This window comes from Teredinibacter turnerae T7901, from assembly GCF_000023025.1.
GTDB lineage: Bacteria > Pseudomonadota > Gammaproteobacteria > Pseudomonadales > Cellvibrionaceae > Teredinibacter > Teredinibacter turnerae_B.
Genome location: NC_012997.1, coordinates 1,266,960 through 1,283,684 on the forward strand (window position 1 = coordinate 1,266,960; position 16,725 = coordinate 1,283,684).

Annotated in this window: 14 protein-coding genes and 1 tRNA gene; 9 read left to right on the top strand and 6 right to left on the bottom strand. The window is 51.2% G+C overall.

Translation table 11 applies throughout. From position 1 onward, the window contains the following. Positions 1–33 precede the first annotated feature (33 nt). Positions 34–753: a PilZ domain-containing protein gene (locus TERTU_RS05385; RefSeq protein WP_015817937.1), complete on the bottom strand. Its 720-nt coding sequence runs from the start codon at positions 751–753 to the stop codon at positions 34–36. Between the two features lie 268 nt (positions 754–1,021). Here TERTU_RS05385 and ttcA point away from each other — a divergent pair, with 268 nt between their 5' ends. Then, positions 1,022–1,930: a tRNA 2-thiocytidine(32) synthetase TtcA gene (gene ttcA / locus TERTU_RS05390; protein ID WP_015820796.1), complete on the top strand. Its 909-nt coding sequence runs from the start codon at positions 1,022–1,024 to the stop codon at positions 1,928–1,930. A gap of 558 nt (positions 1,931–2,488) precedes the next feature. Further along, positions 2,489–4,924 carry a putative bifunctional diguanylate cyclase/phosphodiesterase gene (locus TERTU_RS05395; RefSeq protein WP_015819300.1) on the top strand — a complete coding sequence of 812 codons (2,436 nt, stop codon included), beginning with the start codon at positions 2,489–2,491 and terminating at the stop codon, positions 4,922–4,924. A 49-nt stretch (positions 4,925–4,973) separates the two neighbouring features. Here TERTU_RS05395 and TERTU_RS05400 read toward each other — a convergent pair whose 3' ends face one another. Both TERTU_RS05400 and TERTU_RS05405 read right to left on the bottom strand, forming a co-directional pair. After that, complete coding sequence (locus tag TERTU_RS05400; RefSeq protein ID WP_015820341.1) at positions 4,974–5,684, bottom strand: 16S rRNA (uracil(1498)-N(3))-methyltransferase; 711 nt, start codon at positions 5,682–5,684, stop codon at positions 4,974–4,976. 69 nt (positions 5,685–5,753) lie between these two features. Further along, positions 5,754–5,829 (bottom strand) — tRNA-Arg (locus TERTU_RS05405). Positions 5,830–6,053: 224 nt separating this feature from the next. On the opposite strand from TERTU_RS05405, the gene TERTU_RS05410 reads away from it, so the two are divergent. After that, positions 6,054–8,084, top strand: coding sequence for a M13 family metallopeptidase (locus TERTU_RS05410; protein ID WP_015820903.1), 2,031 nt, complete (start codon positions 6,054–6,056; stop codon positions 8,082–8,084). Positions 8,085–8,177: 93 nt separating this feature from the next. On the opposite strand, the gene TERTU_RS05415 is transcribed toward TERTU_RS05410, so the two are convergent. The 3 genes from TERTU_RS05415 to flgA all read right to left on the bottom strand — a co-directional run bounded on the left by TERTU_RS05415 (position 8,178) and on the right by flgA (position 9,895). Further along, a complete protein-coding gene (locus tag TERTU_RS05415) occupies positions 8,178–8,666 on the bottom strand; it encodes a flagella synthesis protein FlgN (RefSeq protein WP_015816833.1) in 489 nt (162 codons plus the stop codon). A gap of 158 nt (positions 8,667–8,824) precedes the next feature. Continuing rightward, positions 8,825–9,139 carry a flagellar biosynthesis anti-sigma factor FlgM gene (gene flgM, locus TERTU_RS05420; RefSeq protein ID WP_015817433.1) on the bottom strand — a complete coding sequence of 105 codons (315 nt, stop codon included), beginning with the start codon at positions 9,137–9,139 and terminating at the stop codon, positions 8,825–8,827. 108 nt (positions 9,140–9,247) lie between these two features. After that, positions 9,248–9,895, bottom strand: coding sequence for a flagellar basal body P-ring formation chaperone FlgA (gene flgA / locus TERTU_RS05425; RefSeq protein ID WP_266352084.1), 648 nt, complete (start codon positions 9,893–9,895; stop codon positions 9,248–9,250). Positions 9,896–10,213: 318 nt separating this feature from the next. Between flgA and TERTU_RS05430 the strand changes: the two genes are divergently transcribed. The 6 genes from TERTU_RS05430 (at position 10,214) to TERTU_RS05455 (ending at position 16,432) form a co-directional block, all read left to right on the top strand. Then, positions 10,214–11,164, top strand: a complete 951-nt coding sequence (locus TERTU_RS05430) for a chemotaxis protein CheV (RefSeq protein WP_015816862.1) — start codon at positions 10,214–10,216, stop codon at positions 11,162–11,164. 41 nt (positions 11,165–11,205) lie between these two features. After that, entirely contained in the window at positions 11,206–12,069 is an 864-nt protein-coding gene (locus TERTU_RS05435; RefSeq protein WP_015820833.1) for a CheR family methyltransferase, read from the top strand. Positions 12,070–12,293: 224 nt separating this feature from the next. Further along, positions 12,294–12,698, top strand: coding sequence for a flagellar basal body rod protein FlgB (gene flgB, locus TERTU_RS05440; RefSeq protein ID WP_015820398.1), 405 nt, complete (start codon positions 12,294–12,296; stop codon positions 12,696–12,698). A 10-nt stretch (positions 12,699–12,708) separates the two neighbouring features. After that, the gene (gene flgC, locus TERTU_RS05445; protein WP_015819369.1) at positions 12,709–13,146 is read left to right on the top strand and encodes a flagellar basal body rod protein FlgC; all 438 of its coding nucleotides are present in this window, start codon (positions 12,709–12,711) and stop codon (positions 13,144–13,146) included. A 20-nt stretch (positions 13,147–13,166) separates the two neighbouring features. After that, entirely contained in the window at positions 13,167–13,883 is a 717-nt protein-coding gene (locus TERTU_RS05450; protein ID WP_015820711.1) for a flagellar hook assembly protein FlgD, read from the top strand. Between the two features lie 107 nt (positions 13,884–13,990). Further along, the gene (locus tag TERTU_RS05455) at positions 13,991–16,432 is read left to right on the top strand and encodes a flagellar hook-basal body complex protein (protein WP_015818495.1); all 2,442 of its coding nucleotides are present in this window, start codon (positions 13,991–13,993) and stop codon (positions 16,430–16,432) included. Positions 16,433–16,725: the final 293 nt, after the last annotated feature.

Genomic DNA, 16,725 nt, shown 5'->3' on the forward strand with positions numbered 1-16,725 from the left:
AGCGTCCGCCGGGGGAAGGTAACCCGTGTTGTGTCAGGCTAGAGAATCTATGTAGTTATCCAACAGACCGCGATTATCCGCCGACATAAGCTGAAATTGCACTCGCAGCAGATTGTGGCAATAGGGCTCGCGGGTAAATCGGCACTGTTTGAGCGATGCGCGCAGTTCGAGACAGAAGCCGGGCGAAAAGTCGATTCGGGTGCGTAAGGTACGCCCGAGCTGGCTGGATGCGCGTAAATTTTCGCCGCAAACTTCCAGCATTGCGCCTTGTTGGCTGAGGTTGAGTACTTGCCCCTGGAGCGCGGGAAAGCCCCCGAGTTTAATTGAGACCTGCGGCATTTGTCCGCGCTCGAAATACACGCGCTTGCGCCAGCGACGGTTGGTGACTAAGCCGCTTTCCAGCACGCGCACGCTGAGAAGTGGGTGGGCATCGCCTCCGAGAATTTCCTGCAGCATCACGTGCAGGTTGTAGATGCCTGCAGCACTGTTAATTTGCAGCCAACACTGCTCACCTTCATTCAGTGGCTGGCCTGTGTTCGGGTAGAGCCCATCAAGAAGAAGCTCCCCGCTGGCGAGGTCAAACCCGTGTACGAACGATTGCCGGGTTTCGCCGCTGGCAGAGTGGTAGACAGACACCAACTGCCGTTTTAGTCCGCACTGTACCAGGAGGTCGGCCTCCCACTCTTTCCAGTCCGTTTTGTACGGGGGCGGTGGCGGTGGGGTTTTCTTTCTGAGGGTGGGAAATTTCAACATAACAACTTACATAATCCTGATGTCGCTCAATTCTGAAGATTGCAAAGCCTGTGCCCGGTCGTCACAATCACGGCCCATGCGGCAGCCGAGGTGACATTGCGCTGCAGGCGGCAACCCATTGCCCCAGGTAAGTACTTTTTGACATCAGCAGGCGGCAATTTCCTGTCCACGAGATTCACACTTGTGGATAAAAACCGTACAATGGCCGCCCTTTTTTGAACCTGCATAATGAGCGAGCGCTGTATCTGCTCGAACCTCTGGAGCCACCGTGGATCAACTCACCCGTAAGAACCGTCTCGAATTCAACAAGTTGCAGAAGCGCCTGCGCCGCCATGTGGGTCGCGCCATTGCCGACTACAACATGATTGAAGAAGGGGATCGCGTGATGGTGTGCCTGTCGGGTGGCAAAGATTCCTACGGTATGCTCGACATACTGTTGAGCTTACAGCGCACTGCGCCGGTGAAGTTTGAGTTGGTGGCGGTGAATCTGGACCAAAAGCAACCGGGCTTCCCGGAGCACGTGTTGCCTGCCTATTTAGATACCCTTGATATCGAATACCATATCGTTGAGCGCGATACCTACAGTATTGTGAAATCAGTAGTGCCGGAGGGTAAAACCACTTGTGGTTTATGTTCCCGCCTGCGTCGCGGCACACTCTACGGCTTTGCTGAAAAAATCGGCGCGACCAAAATTGCACTCGGGCATCACCGGGACGATATCGTCGAAACCCTGTTTTTGAATTTGTTTTATGCGGGCAGGCTCAAGGCCATGCCGCCTAAGCTGCGGTCTGATGACAAGCGAAATATTATTATTCGGCCCTTGGCTTATTGCCCGGAAGAGGATCTTGAGGCGTTCGCACAGGCAAGGGCATTCCCTATTATTCCGTGCAACCTGTGCGGATCTCAGGAAAATTTACAGCGGCAGGTGATCAAAGAAATGTTGCGCGGCTGGGATAAACAGTTCCCGGGCCGAGTGGAAACTATTTTCGCAGCGCTGCAGCGGGTTTCGCCATCGCAGTTGGCAGACAACGCGTTGTTTAATTTTACGGATTTAACCTTGGACCGCAGTGCGCCTGCCGCGATTGAAGACGACGCTCCTCTCTCATGGTCTGACCTGGCAACTACAGAAGATACAACCGACGCCGTTAACATAATAAATGCAGTCAATATTGGTTGATGGTTATAAGAATGACTTTTTAGGGTGCCAGATTCCATAAATGCAGCTAAGCTTAAGAAATAGAAAAGGGTCTGTGAACCTTTGGCACTATGCCATACGCTGGCTATCAGGGAATTAGCTCATGCCGGTCTGAGCCAACGATCCCAAAAATGGCGGGGCTGTGAATCAGGAGAGCGTATCACACTGTGTTTGAGGTTAGATTGCTGCCACGACAGCCGCAGCACTGCTGGCGGAAGTCATCCGAAAGGTGCTGCCGGATCGTTAGTTCGCAGGCACCTGGGTAAACTGTGCTGGTACTTGGCCTGATAATGGTTTTTCCATTGTTATGTCGAGGGATATTTTGCTGTACGGATTTCGCTCTGCAGGAGGTTCCCGCGTGCAGTCTGCGGGTCAGTGCGCTAAGGCTGCAATTGCAGCTATAGCTACGACAGCTACGCGCTGTTCCTGGCGCGCTTATCCCGCCTCCTCACACAAACCCACAACACGCATTTCACATCCGAGACCTTGCCTCAACAGTACGCTAGTGGGCAGGGTTTTGTTTATATAGAAAGGTATACGGTGCAGGGCTTTTTTCAAGGTATTTCATTCCGTCTGGCAAAGGTCGGCGTAATCGTCGCTCTTTTGGTCGGCTCGTTGATGAGTGCTGTTCAGATTTACATCGATTTTCAGGCGCAGTCGAAAGATGTCAATAATTTGATCGCGCTGGCAACCGATGTGTCTACGCCGCCTGCGGCGCGCGCTATCCACACGCTCGATAACATGTTAGCCAATGAGGTCGCCGAGGGCCTTATGGGGTTCGACTTTATTGTCGCAGTGACTATTGAGGACGAGCTAGGCAATGAAATTGCCGAGTCTCGGCGCATTCCGGTAAATAGCAGCACGGTCTGGGTAACCAAGCAGATTACGCAGCACTTAGTTGTGCACAGTGCCCCGCTCTATATTCCTGGCCAGGATGATCACGGCCTGATCAATTTTGTGGTAGACATGGACGCAGCCTTGGCGTCGTTCTACAAGCATTCCGCCGTGGTTATCAGCATTGGTTTGATCCGCAGCTTTTTTCTGGTGCTGATACTATTTTTCGCGTTTCATTATCTGCTCACTAAACCACTGATCAGTATTGCCAGCCAGATTAAACAAATTAACCCGGGCAGCCCCGGTGAGCAGCGATTGTCTTTGCGTGGCCTGCGCCGCGACGACGAATTGAAGCAACTGGTTAACAGCGGCAACCAGTTACTTGACGCAGTGGATCTGGCGCTTGCCAAGCGGCGTGCCGTCGAAGTGGTGTTGCGCAAAAGTGAAGAGCATGTACGCCAAATTATCGATAGTTTGCCTGTGTGGGTTGGGGCGCGTAACAAAGACGGCCACTATATTTTCGCCAATAAGGCGCTAGCGGACTTTCTTAACACGTCACCGGAAGCCATGCGCGGCTCTCATATCAGCGATTTCGCCAGTTATTTTTTGACGGACCCGGCGGAAGTGATTGCACTCGATAACGAAGTCATCAGCACCCGCTTAAGCGCGCAAATCTGGGAAGAAAAATGGCTCAATGCGGGCGGTGAAGAGCACAGTATGCACACGCATGTGATGCCGATGGAATTTTATGATGAAGTCGTGGCACTGGTGGTTTCGTCGGATATTACAGAACTGAAAAAAGCGCAGGCGCAGATGGAACACATGGCTTATCACGATGCGCTTACTGATTTGCCCAACCGGAGTTATCTGGTTGAGCGGCTTGAAGAAGAAATACGTAAATCCGATCGTCAGAACTTCTTCGGCGCCTTATTGTTTATCGATCTGGACCAGTTCAAATATATCAACGATTCATTGGGACACCCCGCTGGCGATGGCGTACTGAAGCATGTCGCACAACGTTTAATGGCGATAGCCTCCGAAAACGATGTCGTGGTGCGCCTTGGTGGCGATGAGTTCGTGGTAGTGCTTACGAACCTTGGCGAGGATATCTCAGGTGCGATTTTAAAAGCTGAAGAAATTGCCGAGCGAATTCGTTCCCACGTGTCCGAACCACATTATTATCACGATCTCGAACTGCATGTTACTTGCAGTGTGGGCATTGTTATTTACCCTGACGAGGAAGCGGGGGTGCACGAGTTGCTGCGTTTTGCAGATACTGCCATGTATCAGGTTAAAGAGCAGGGGCGCGATGCGATTCAGTTCTTCAATAAATACATGGCCGATAAAGCACGCAATGTGCTGGTTATGGAAGGCGACCTCCACCGCGCGCTGGAAATGGAAGCTTTCAGTTTACAGTTTCAGCCCAGGGTTAATGTGCTTACTGGCGAAATAGTCGGTGCAGAAGCCTTATTGCGCTGGAATCATCCAGAGCGTGGTGCGGTGTCTCCTGCGGTGTTTATTCCCGTGCTGGAAACATCCGGGCTTATCGTGGATGTCGGTATGTGGGTTATCGAGCGCTCACTGCAGCAGGTAAAAGAATGGCAGCGGATGGGGCTCTGGACGCGCAACATGCGTTTGGGTGTCAACATTAGTCCGCGCCAGTTCCGGAGCTCGCAATTTGTTGACGACGTGAAACGCGCACTGCGAGACATCGAATTTTCGGCAGAGATGCTTGAGATGGAGATTACCGAAGGAATCGTGATTCACAATCTGGAAGAAACCATTAATACGATGACCACCCTGCAGACTCAGGGAATCAACTTCGCGCTTGATGATTTTGGTACGGGTTACTCTTCGATCAGCTATTTAAAGAAGCTGCCCGTATCTATCCTAAAAATCGACCAAAGCTTTGTCCGAGATATCACAGTTGATCGCAACGATCGTGTGCTCGTAGAAACTATCAGTGCTATGGGCAATATGCTGGGTCTGGAGGTTGTTGCTGAGGGTGTTGAGACTCAGGACCAACTTGAGCTGATCTCCCAGTACGGCTGTCGTTATTACCAGGGCTACCTGGCCAGCAGGCCTGTCGACCCCAATGCGTTTGAGCTGATGCTCGAGAAGAAGGTCATTGCTCCACAGTAGGACGTATTGATCGTTCAAGTCACTGAGTGGTGGGGGCTTTTCAGCAGTCCTAATACAACTTGGCCAGGGTTACCGGCACCGCCGTTTCCACCTTGAGAATACGTGCACCTAATTGAAAAGCTGCGAACCCTTCATTAAGAAAATAACTCACTTCACCTTCAGTAAATCCGCCCTCGGGGCCGATTGCTAATACTGCTGTTTCGTTTTTTGCTAGCCTCGGGCACGCCGGGTAGTCTCCTGGATGCGCGATAAGTTTGGTGTGACCATCCGCTATGCCCGGCAAAGCGTCCTCTGCGAATGGGCGGAAACGGCAGTGCTTTTCCACCTGTGGCAGCTGGGTCGCGCCAGCTTGCTCAAGCCCAAGTATCAGTTGCTCGCGAATGGCTGATTCCGTGACCGCGGGGGATTGCCAGAAGCTCTTTTCCACTTTTGCGGTTTGCAACAGGTGAATTCTCGCAACCCCCATACACGCAGCAGTTTGCAGGATGCGTTTGATCATCTGTGGCCGGGGAAGTGCCAGCACCAGGCTCAGTGGTAGTGGCGCGGGTGGTGCGGTTTCCAGCTGAATATCCGTCAGCCCCCATCCGCCGTCGGTTTGGTGCAGACAGCCGTAGCCAAGCTTTCCGTCTATCACACCAACCTTCAGCAGACTACCGGTTCTGGCCTTTAGTACTTGTTGAATGTGCCTGGTTTGGCGCTCACTCAGCGTGGCCTCAGTGGCGGATTGAAACTGGTGGGCTTCGAGCAGCAGAAGATTCATGTGCAGGGTCGTGGTGTTTGGTAGAGGGGACTGCTGGCCATCTTCGTAACGAAAGCATCGCAGAGTAGGTGGCGTCCCCACCAGGACTCGAACCTGGAGCTCGCGCTTAGGAGGCGCGGGATTTATCCTGTTAATCGATGGGGACTCGGCAGCGGCGAAACTATACCAAACCCAAAGACCAAACCCAACGGGCAAAAAATTGCGATGTCTGACTAAATCGCGATAGCCCATGGTACTGGGGTTTTAAAACTATTTCGGGTTATAGTTGTCAGACTCGGGTTGGGCCCAAAAGGCCTGGTGAAAAGTTCACCGCTACCACAGTCAATACGGAGTAACATCAGCCTGTTACCCACGCTTCTGGAGACATTAATGAAGAAAATTGTTTTACTGGCTTTCATTGCGGCGCTATCGGCGTGCAATCAGAAAGCGGACATCCCGGACTCGAAAGTCAGCGGCATCGACCTTACCAACATGGATACCAGCGTGCGTCCACAAGATGCATTTTATGATTACGCTAACGGATCCTGGATCAAGACCACGGAAATTCCCGCGGATAAGGTACGTATTGGAACCTTCTACACATTGCGCGATAAAGTGGATGCTGAAGTGCGCGGTATTATTGAGACCGCAGCGGCAAATGAAAGTGCCGCAGAGGGCAGCGCCGATCAAAAAGTGGGTGGCCTTTTCGCCAACTTTATGGATGTCGATACCCTGAACAGCGCTGGCATTACTCCATTGAAGCCTTACCTCGCGAAGATTGATGCGATCAAATCCAAGACAGATCTGGCTCGCTATCTCGGGGAATCCACCTATCTTGAGTCAGAAACACCTATTGGTCTGGGTGTGAATGAGGACTTTAAAGATCCGACCCAGAACGTTGTATTTATCGTGCAGAGCGGCCTCGGCATGCCAAACCGCGATTATTACTACGACGAAAGCGATAAAGGCATAGAGTATATTGCCGCTTATAAATCCTACCTCACCGCAATGTTCGGTAAACTGGGTTACACCGGCAAGCAGGCTTCCGCAAAAGCGGATGCGACCTATTCACTTGAGAAGCGTCTTGCTCAGCACCAGCGTGGTCCAGTGGAAAACCGTCAGTATGATCGCTGGGACAACAAATACGCGACGGATAATCTCGCTGCCTTAATGGCGGATTTTGACTGGGCTGTTTATCTGAATGCTGCCGGCGTTGCGGATCAGAAACAAGTCACTGCCGCTCAACCCGAGTACTTCGCCTCTCTGAATAACACCATCAACAAGACTCCACTGAATGTTTGGCGCGACTACCTGAAATTGCGTTTATTGGCTGATGCTGCGCCGCTCTTGAGCGACGACATCTACGCGATTCACTTTGCGTTTTACGACAAAACCCTGCGTGGCCAGGAAGAGCCTCTGCCCCGCTGGCAGCGTGGTGTCGCACTGGTGAACGCGAGCTTTGGCGAACTGGTTGGACAGATCTATGTGAAAGATTACTTCCCGCCAGAATATAAAGCGCGGATGATGGAACTGGTGGACAACCTGGTGGATGCCTACCGGGATTCGATAAAAAATATTGATTGGATGAGCGATACCACCAAGCAAAAAGCTCTCGAGAAACTTGAAAACTTTCTGCCAAAAATCGGTTACCCCGACACCTGGAAAAGCTACGATACCGCTGTAGTTAATGACTCTCTGGTAGAAAGTGTCGCCAGTGCAACCCGCTGGAATCACCAGTACGAGCTCGACAAGCTGGGCAAACCTGCAGACCGTCGCGAGTGGGGTATGGCTCCACAAGTGGTGAATGCATACTACCACCCAATGCAAAACACGATTAATTTCCCTGCGGCCATCCTGCAGCCACCGTTTTTCAATATGGCTGCTGATGATGCAGTGAACTACGGTGCAATCGGGATGGTAATCGGTCATGAAATCGGTCACGGCTTCGACGATCAGGGCTCCAAGTTCAATGGCCAAGGCCAGCTGCAAAACTGGTGGACTGATGAAGATCGTGCCGCATTCGAAAAGCTTACCGCCAAGCTGGTTAAGCAGTATGACGCGTTTGAACCACTGCCTGGCCTGCATGTAAACGGTGAGTTAACTCAGGGCGAAAACATCGGGGATCTGGCCGGCACCTCTATCGCTTACAAAGCCTACAAGCGTTCTCTACACGGTAAAGAAGCGCCGGTAATCGACGGGCTTACTGGTGATCAGCGTTTCTTCCTTGGCACGGCACAGGCGTTCCTGGGCAAGTCGCGCGATGAAGCTTTGCGTGACCAGGTAAAAACTGATCCGCATTCACCTGCGCGTTATCGCATTGAAGGTGTCGTACCAAACGTGGCAGCGTTTTACGAGGCGTTTGGAGTTAAAGAAGGCGACGAACATTACCTGCCAGAAGAAGACCGCGTTGTTATCTGGTAAGTATCCAGTAACCGCGCTTTAAACTGAAAAGGCCTGGGTAGCGATACCCAGGCCTTTTTTATTCACCGCTGTATTGGCTTTGCTCAGCCGCTGTCAGGCTTCGCCGACAATATTTGACAGGCCGCCGCCGGTGGATTTACCGCTCGAGGAATACAAGTTAGGTGCCGCCGTCTGGCCGCGCATAATCTCCAGTAAACGGGCAAAGGTTTTCTGGTTCCTGGCAATAATTTTCCCATTCACCTCATTTTCCTGTTTGCATTTTTGCTGGAGTTCTTTGAGCTTCTGCCATGTCTGAAGCATCGCTGGGGCTGTTTCCTCGATCAATGCATCCCATATGCTTTTCGCATCATGGACTTGAAGGTTGTGGTTATCGACAAAAGTTTTTACCCAGCTTGCGCGGACCTTGGCGCTGCTTTCCAGATTGGAAAGCGCTTCCGATTTTTTTTCAATGATTGTGTCAAGTGCGGCCAAGTCTCGCTCTGCCAGAGCCTGACGCTCTTCCTGCAACAAATGGAGTAAGGTCTCGCAGGAGGCGATATCGCTGCTTAATTGGCTGTGGACTTGTTTGGCGTTAAGAAACATAGCTGGACTCGCTCGAAAATCATTCCGCAATCTGGCAACCTGACAAAAGTTTGTCGCTTGGCTGGCTGCCAGGGTTCATATGATGGGAAAGTGCATTTTTTATGCCTGAGTCAGGCGGAGGGGCAAACCGGGAAGAAGCAAGCGGCCAGTGCCGCTCACTAGCCAAGTAAATCGTCTTGTTCGAGCATTTTACCTGCGATGGCCTGTGCATCGACCTGGTATCGCCCTTCAGCCAGAGCAGCGCGTATTGCAGCGACTTTGTCCTGATCAACGTCCGGACTCTGCGAAAGTGCCGTTGAAAGCTTGGCAAGGGTTTGTCCCTGGGGGCTCAGCGAGACGCTATCTTGCGCAGCTGGCGCGGGACTGTACTCCGCTGCCGGCGCATTGCGTCCAGTCGGTGTCGCGCGGGCTTTGGCAGAACCGGAGGCCGCGCCAGATGCCGGATTCAAGTTGTTGCCAGTATCAATGACCATGTGCGTATCCACGTATTAGTTTGGCGGACGAACCGCCAATATGATGTGCTGTACCTGTAACATCGGCCACCACACCTGAAACTTTAGCAATAATTTGTGCGCAGCACATCACCAGTGTGCCACCCGCACAGTACCAGGCCCGGTAACCTGCGCATCAACTATTCTCTGCGACCGATTGTTGCGAACTTTTATCTGTTCGCCCACTCCGCCGTTGGTGAGGGCCGTGGCTTCGGTAACCACGCGCAGCGCGCTGGAGCGCGCTTCGAGCACCACTGTCTGGCCTTTTTTTACCACATCTGGCGCCTTGACCTGATTGAGCTTGATGATCTCGCCGGGGCGGAGCATTCGCCTGGCTTCCAGCCCCACGACCCGCGCAGGGTCACGAAGATAGCCGCCTGTAAGGTGGCTGGTGTTCATTCTTTGGGTCACCACATCGCCCGCGGTAATCTGTGCACCGCGGCCTATGGCGCCCGCCGCAATCACGACTTCCTCGAAGGTTTCGACCTGGACTGGCACATAGATTGTCCAGCGGGCCGTTCCTGTACAGCGTGTTTTAACGCTGATATTCGACGCGTTGGCTGTGGGTGTGTTCATGGTCATCGTCAGTTTGCCGTCACAGGGGCGCAATTGCAGGCGTGGATCGAGGTTACCTGCTTCAATTCTAAGGGTGTCGCCGACCACCAGGTGAGGGTAGAGCGGTGTTAATTCCGACTTGGCAAAGTTTTGGACCTCAGTGCGTAATTGGTTGATATCCATGAGATTTTGCTGCGCAAATGCGCGACTAATGAAAATCACTCCGATGCCGACAACGACTAGGAGGCACCGGTTTACAACGCGCAGGCCAGCCGATTTTACGGCCTTATTACTTTTCAAAAAAAAGCGTCGCATTGCTATTCTTGTCCTATGCTGTAAGTAATCTTGGCGCGGGTTCCAAGTCGAGTCTGCTCACGAAAATGACAAAAATTTGGCGTTTACCCGGGAAACAACGTTAATTTTTGCTTAGTGACAGAGTAATAGCAAAGCCTGTGCCGGACGCCGGGTGTCGTTAGACCAAATGATTTAAGAGGGCCACCTATGGCAGGGGTATTAGACAGCGTCAACCAGCGGACACAATTAGTAGGGCAAAACCGACTGGAGTTGTTGTTATTTAATCTGGGCGGAGCACAGAAATACGGTATAAACGTTTTTAAAGTGAAGGAAGTTTTACAGTGCCCGCCACTCAGTGAAATTCCCAAACGCAACCCGGTGATTCGCGGGGTTGCACACATCCGTGGGGGAACAATCCCCATTATGGATATGCGCCAGGCCACTGGTCACCGACCATTGGAAAACATCGAAGATTGCTTTGTTATTATTACTGAATATAATCGCTCGACTCAGGGTTTCCTGGTCCGCGGTGTGGAGCGTATTGTTAACATGAACTGGGGTGATATTCACCCACCACCCCGTGGCGCAGGCAAAGAAAATTACCTTACCGCCGTCACCGAGGTGGAAGGAAAATTAGTAGAAATTATCGACGTAGAAAAAATTCTGGCGGAAGTGTCTCCTCTTCCAGAAGATGTTAGTGCCGAAGTCATTGAGGACTCCAAGCGCGAAACTGTGGTGTGTAAACACGTGCTTATCGTGGATGACTCGACTATCGCCCGCAAGCAAATACAAAAGGTTATGCAGTCGCTGGGGTGTAAAACCACCCTTAGAAAAGACGGTAGCGAAGCCTTGCAGTTTCTCGAAGAAATGCTTTCTGAAGGTAAAGATCCGTACCATGAATTACTGCTGGTGATTTCAGATATTGAAATGCCTGAAATGGATGGCTACACCTTTACTGCCGAGTTGCGCGCTAACAGCCGACTAAAAAATCTTCATGTTATTCTGCATACATCCCTAAGTGGGGTGTTTAACGAAGCCATGGTGAAGAAGGTTGGAGCGGACGATTTCCTTGCTAAATTCCATCCCGATGAGTTGGCGAAACGGGTGAATCTCCGTATCGCTCAGCTTACTGGTGAAGGTGAAAAAGTTGAGCAATAAGGGCGCGGACCTGAGTGTTCGCGCTAGGCGTTCCGACTATCATGACAGCAAATTCAGACAGCCATCACTCTGGCCGGTTACAACTGGACTCACGGGAATTTAACGATTTTCGTGATTACCTCCAGAAAATTGCCGGTATCGACCTGGGGCATAATAAGCAATACCTGGTGTCGACCCGCATTCGCCGGATAATGATCGATTATCAATGCGAGACCCTCGGTGAACTCACCACCAAAATAAAAAGCCCTGTCAATAAAGAGTTGCGCCAAAAAGTGGTTGATGCAATGACCACTAACGAGACTTTTTGGTTTCGCGATCTGTACCCGTTTGAATATTTTCGCAATACGTTGTTGCCGGAACTTACACAAAATAAAACCAACAACCGAATCCGCATTTGGTCCGCTGCATGCTCCTCTGGACAGGAACCCTACTCGCTCAGCATTGTGGTGGAAGAGTTTATTCGCTCTCAGTTAGGACTTTCGTCGCTGCCGCTGGAAATCGTCGCCACAGACTTATCGAGTAAAGTGTTGGAAAACGCCCGCAATGGCGAATACGACCGCTTGTCAATCGCACGCGGGTTGTCAGAGCAGCGCTTAAAGACCTATTTCGACCAGCCGGATACCGACACCTGGCGGGTTAAAAATACGGTTAAACAGCGTATCAGTTTCAAGCCGCTCAACTTGCAGGAATCTTTCGTTTTGTTGGGGCGCTTTGATATCGTATTCTGCCGTAACGTGCTTATCTATTTTTCGCCAGAATTGAAAAAAGATATTCTCACCCGCATTCACGGTGCGATGAAACCCGGAGGATATTTATTTCTCGGCTCGTCCGAGAGTCTCTCCGGCGCCAATGATTTATTTGAAATGGTGCACTGTAACCCAGGGGTCGTGTACCGCGCGATCTAGCCGCGGTTATTTCTGGCTACATCCGTTCCCTCTGCCGCCGTAATTTCCCCTCCCTGCCGCCCACGGACAACCCTTGCCGCTCTTGCCGCCAGGAGCGTGGGTCTAGGTTAGTTCTTCCGTATTAATTCCATATAATTCAATGCGTTAAGTGCAGTTGTAGTGCTTGGCACAAGGCTTGCTCAGTAGATGGTTATTCACGGTATCGCTGCTGGAGCTAACACAACATGGCAATCACTTTTGAGAAAGCATTGGGAATTCACGAGTCCGCTATGCGCTTGCGTGGTGAGCGCGCAGGTATGCTCGCAAGTAATCTTGCTAACACCGATACTCCTGGCTACAAGGCCCGCGATTTTAACTTTCAAGAAGCACTCGATCGACAAATGACTGGTCGCAACGGAGATTTCTCTTTGCAAACTACCCAGCACGCGCATATTCGCGGTGGAGTAAAAGGATTGGGTAGTGTAGACGCGTTGTACCGTGTTCCGAATCAGCCGTCGATCGATGGCAACACCGTTGAAGAACAGGTAGAGCACGCCGAATTCATGAAAAATAATCTGGAATTCCAAGCCAGTTTCACGTTTTTAAATAGCAAGTTCAAAGGCTTGAGCAAGGCCATTAAGGGCGAATGAGGTTAGTGTAATGAGCTTATCCAATATTTTTAACGTTGCAGGCTCTGGCATGAACGCACAGAGTATTCGCTTGAACACAACTGCCAGTAATATCGCCAACGCTGAGGCGTCCAGTGCCAGCGCAGATACCACCTACCGAGGTCGCCATCCGGTGTTCGCCAGTGTGCAGGCAGCCATGTTAAACGGTGGTGATGCACTCTATAGCGAAGACCAGAGCGCGGTGGGTGTTAGGGTGGACGGCATAGTTGAAAGTCAGGCACCGCTGCAGCCACGCTATGAGCCGGAGAGCCCAAATGCGGATGAAGACGGCTATGTCTACTATCCGAATGTTAACGTGGTTGAAGAAATGACTAACATGATTTCTGCCTCACGTTCGTTCCAGGTAAACGTAGAGGTGATGAATTCGGCAAAACAAATGGTCCAGCGTGTATTGACGCTTGGCCAATAGCCGGAGAGGAGTTCCGATAAATGAATGACGTATCAAGCGTAAACAACAATCCTCTCAGCGACTATTCCATCGCGAATAAAACCAAGGAGGAGCCCAAAAGTAATGAGTTGGGGCAAAGTGCGTTTTTGGAATTAATGATTACGCAGATGGAAAACCAGGACCCGTTAAGCCCACAGGAAAACACCGAATTTATTGCCCAGCTCGCGCAGTTCAGTTCGGTAGAAGCGTTGGATAAGTTAAATAACAATTTTGATAGTTTTACCAATAACTTTATGGCAAACCAGGCCTTGCAGGCATCGACGCTGGTCGGTCGCTCGGTAACCGTGCCCGCAGAGCAAACATATTTGCAAGCCAATGATCTGGTGACTACCAGCGTAGAAATTCCCAGCAGCACCTCTTCTGTGAACATGAATATTTATTCGGAAAGTGGCGCATTGGTGGAACAGATTCCGCTGGGTTCACAGCCTGCTGGCGAGATGGTTGTGCGTTGGGACGGGCTCAATGCCGAAGTCAATGGTGAACTGCTCGACTGGCAAAGTTCTGCTGAAGAAGGTGTGCCGCCTGGGCTTTACCGCTTCGAGGTGACCGCGCAACTGGATGGAGAAAGCACACAGCTGGATACCGCGGTGAGCGCGAATGTTAACAGCGTGACCGTTGGTACCAACGGAGGGCTGGTTCTGAACCTTGCAGGAATTGGTGCGGTGGATATCGGTTCAGTAAAACAGTTTAACGAGTAAAAAAGCACCCAAAATTAATAGCCAAGCGGCTTTAGATGTAATGCGCCAGACGTGAGTCCGACGCCTAACGAGTACTCCCGCAGAGTACCCAGTAGTAGGAGAGAGTTATGCCTTTCAACACCGCGCTGAGCGGCATTCGCGCCGCTTCAACGGATCTGACCGTCACTGGCAACAATATAGCCAACGCGTCAACCATTGGTTTTAAACGATCGCGAGCAGAATTTGGCGATGTGTTCGCCACGTCAGTTTTGGGCGCGGGAGCCAATGCGATTGGTAGCGGTGTGCAAGTGGAAGACGTTGCACAAAATTTTAAACAGGGTAATGTCGCGTTCACCCAAAACGAATTGGACCTGGCAATAAATGGCAATGGGTTCTTTGTATTAAGTGATCAGGGTACGCCGGTTTATTCTCGAGCGGGTACGTTTGGGTTGGATGATCAGGGCTACGTTACTAACAACGTGGGTGCGCGCTTGCAAGGGTTTCAGGCCGACTCAACAGGAAATATCAGTGGTATTTCAGACGATATTTTAATTCAAACGAGTAATTTGCCACCGCGTCAAACAACCTTGGTCGAATCCGTACTCACCCTCGACTCAACAGAGCCCGTACTGCAATCTACCGGTCGGCGTTTTACTACCCTAGGTAATGTTATTGGGGTTACCCAAGCAGGACTACGCGACGCTACCACGACTAATTTAACTAGCAATACCTTTACCTTGCCGCTGGCCAATGATTTTGCCACCACCCCGATGACATTCGACATCCAGCTTTCTGGTGCCTCGTCGGGCAAAAATGGCACTGTCAGTATAAATCTGGATATAGGCGAAGGCGTACCGGCAACAATTAACGCGTTCAATGATTTGCGAACCCTGACTGGCGTGATTAATTCGCAAATTTTCTCTCCCACGTTGCCACAAACGGCCATTGATGTTGTTGCTAACGCCGTGGATTATGGCGGGGGCGTGTACGGTATCGAGTTTACTGCCTTGCAGGAAGGGGAAGGATCGCAGATTCAAATTAACACCCCATCCGCCAACATGAATCAGATTGGTTTGAACCCGGCAACTACGTCGGTCGCGGGAATACCTGCCGTAGACAACGGCTACCCGCAACAGAGCGTGGATTTTGTTGATCCCGATGGTGATATCGTTACCTACACTGCGCTCGCCGGCGCTACTGCCGCGCGTACCGCTTCAGAAATGAATGCAATTCAGGGTATTTCTGCCAGTGCAACTACAACAGCCACTCTGTCGAACCTAAACAGCGCGAACGACAATCTCACGGTTACACTCAACAGCGTTCAGCTCAGCGGAGATTCTCTGCAGGCGCTGGAGGCAGAAATTAACAGCTTAACCAATTCAACGCTGCCAGGTATTAGCGCCGCACTTGATCCATCTGGCGGTGCTTTGGTTATTACGTCCGCGGTGGGCGACGATATCCGGGTCAGTATTACGAGTACAGATCCAGGCGACTCAATCACCGTACGCGGTGATCAAGCAGCACCAGCACAAATTCTACAGGTGCCGCCGGTATCCGCAGGCAATTACGATGCGGATAACAACTCCATTGTTGTCGGAGGCTCCATCGAGCTGACCCTGGATGAAGGTTACAGCATGCAAAACGCTGTACCTGACGCGGTCGGTATTTTTCAGCCGTTTACCAGTGACCCGGCAGATCCTGAATTCACCGACGTTACTCTGAATGCGTTTGATCCAACAGACCAGGGCACCTACAACAGCGCGACCAGTATGAATGTGTACGACAGCCTGGGGGTGAGCCACATTATGACCCAGTATTTTGTTCGCCAGGAGTACGATCCCAACGATCCTACGACCTCGCCGAACCATTGGGTGATGCACGTACAAATTGATGGACGTAATGTGGGTGATCCTGATACATCGTTGCCACCGCCCGCAAACATCGAGCCGACTTTGGCAAGTTTCAACGTCTTCTTTAATGAGAACGGCACGCTCAATGAGCTTCTCACTGAGGATATGCTGATTTCAAACTGGGTCGTGCTTGATCAACAGGGCAATCCCACCGGCGCTATGGGGCCACAAAATGTACTTGCTGGAGGCAGTATTGTTATACCTGAGCCGCCAACTTCCTCTAACTTTGTTATCGAACTCGCGGGCACCAGTCAGTCGGGAACCGATTTTTCTGTAGATGATACGGATCAGGATGGCTACGCTTCGGGCCGGCTGTCCGGATTGGCCATTGATGAAAATGGTGTGATATTTGCGCGTTACACCAACGGTGAAGGTCAGCCTTTAGCACAGGTGGCGCTGGCGGATTTTACCAATCAGCAGGGCTTACAACCCATTGGTAACACTATGTGGGCAGAAAGTTTTGCGTCTGGCCCCCCCAATGTGGGCACACCGCAAAGCGGCGCTTTGGGAGCAATACAGTCTGGGGCATTGGAGGAATCCAATGTCGACCTCTCAGAAGAATTGGTGCGATTAATCATTGCGCAGCGAAATTTCCAGGCGTCTGCCAAAACCATTGAAACTGCGGATCAAGTGACACAAACCATCATCAATCTGCGCTAATTATATTAGCGGTATATTTAGTCTATGGTCTCATAGTCGCACCGGTAACGGCTGTGACTTTGGGGCTGTTTTCCCCCCTCGTTTACCCCCACAAATTATTTTGCTGTTACCGCCTTGGCGATTTACTAATTGCAAGCGCCGCTTTGCGGTGAGAGCTTTAATAAAAAAACCACGCGCATATTTAGCCGTAATATATATTTCGTTTATTTCATTTTTAGCCGACTTTGTGCTGCCTGACGTTAATTGCTTGAGTGCTTACGAGCATTAACTGACCTTGAATCTCACTCATGTTA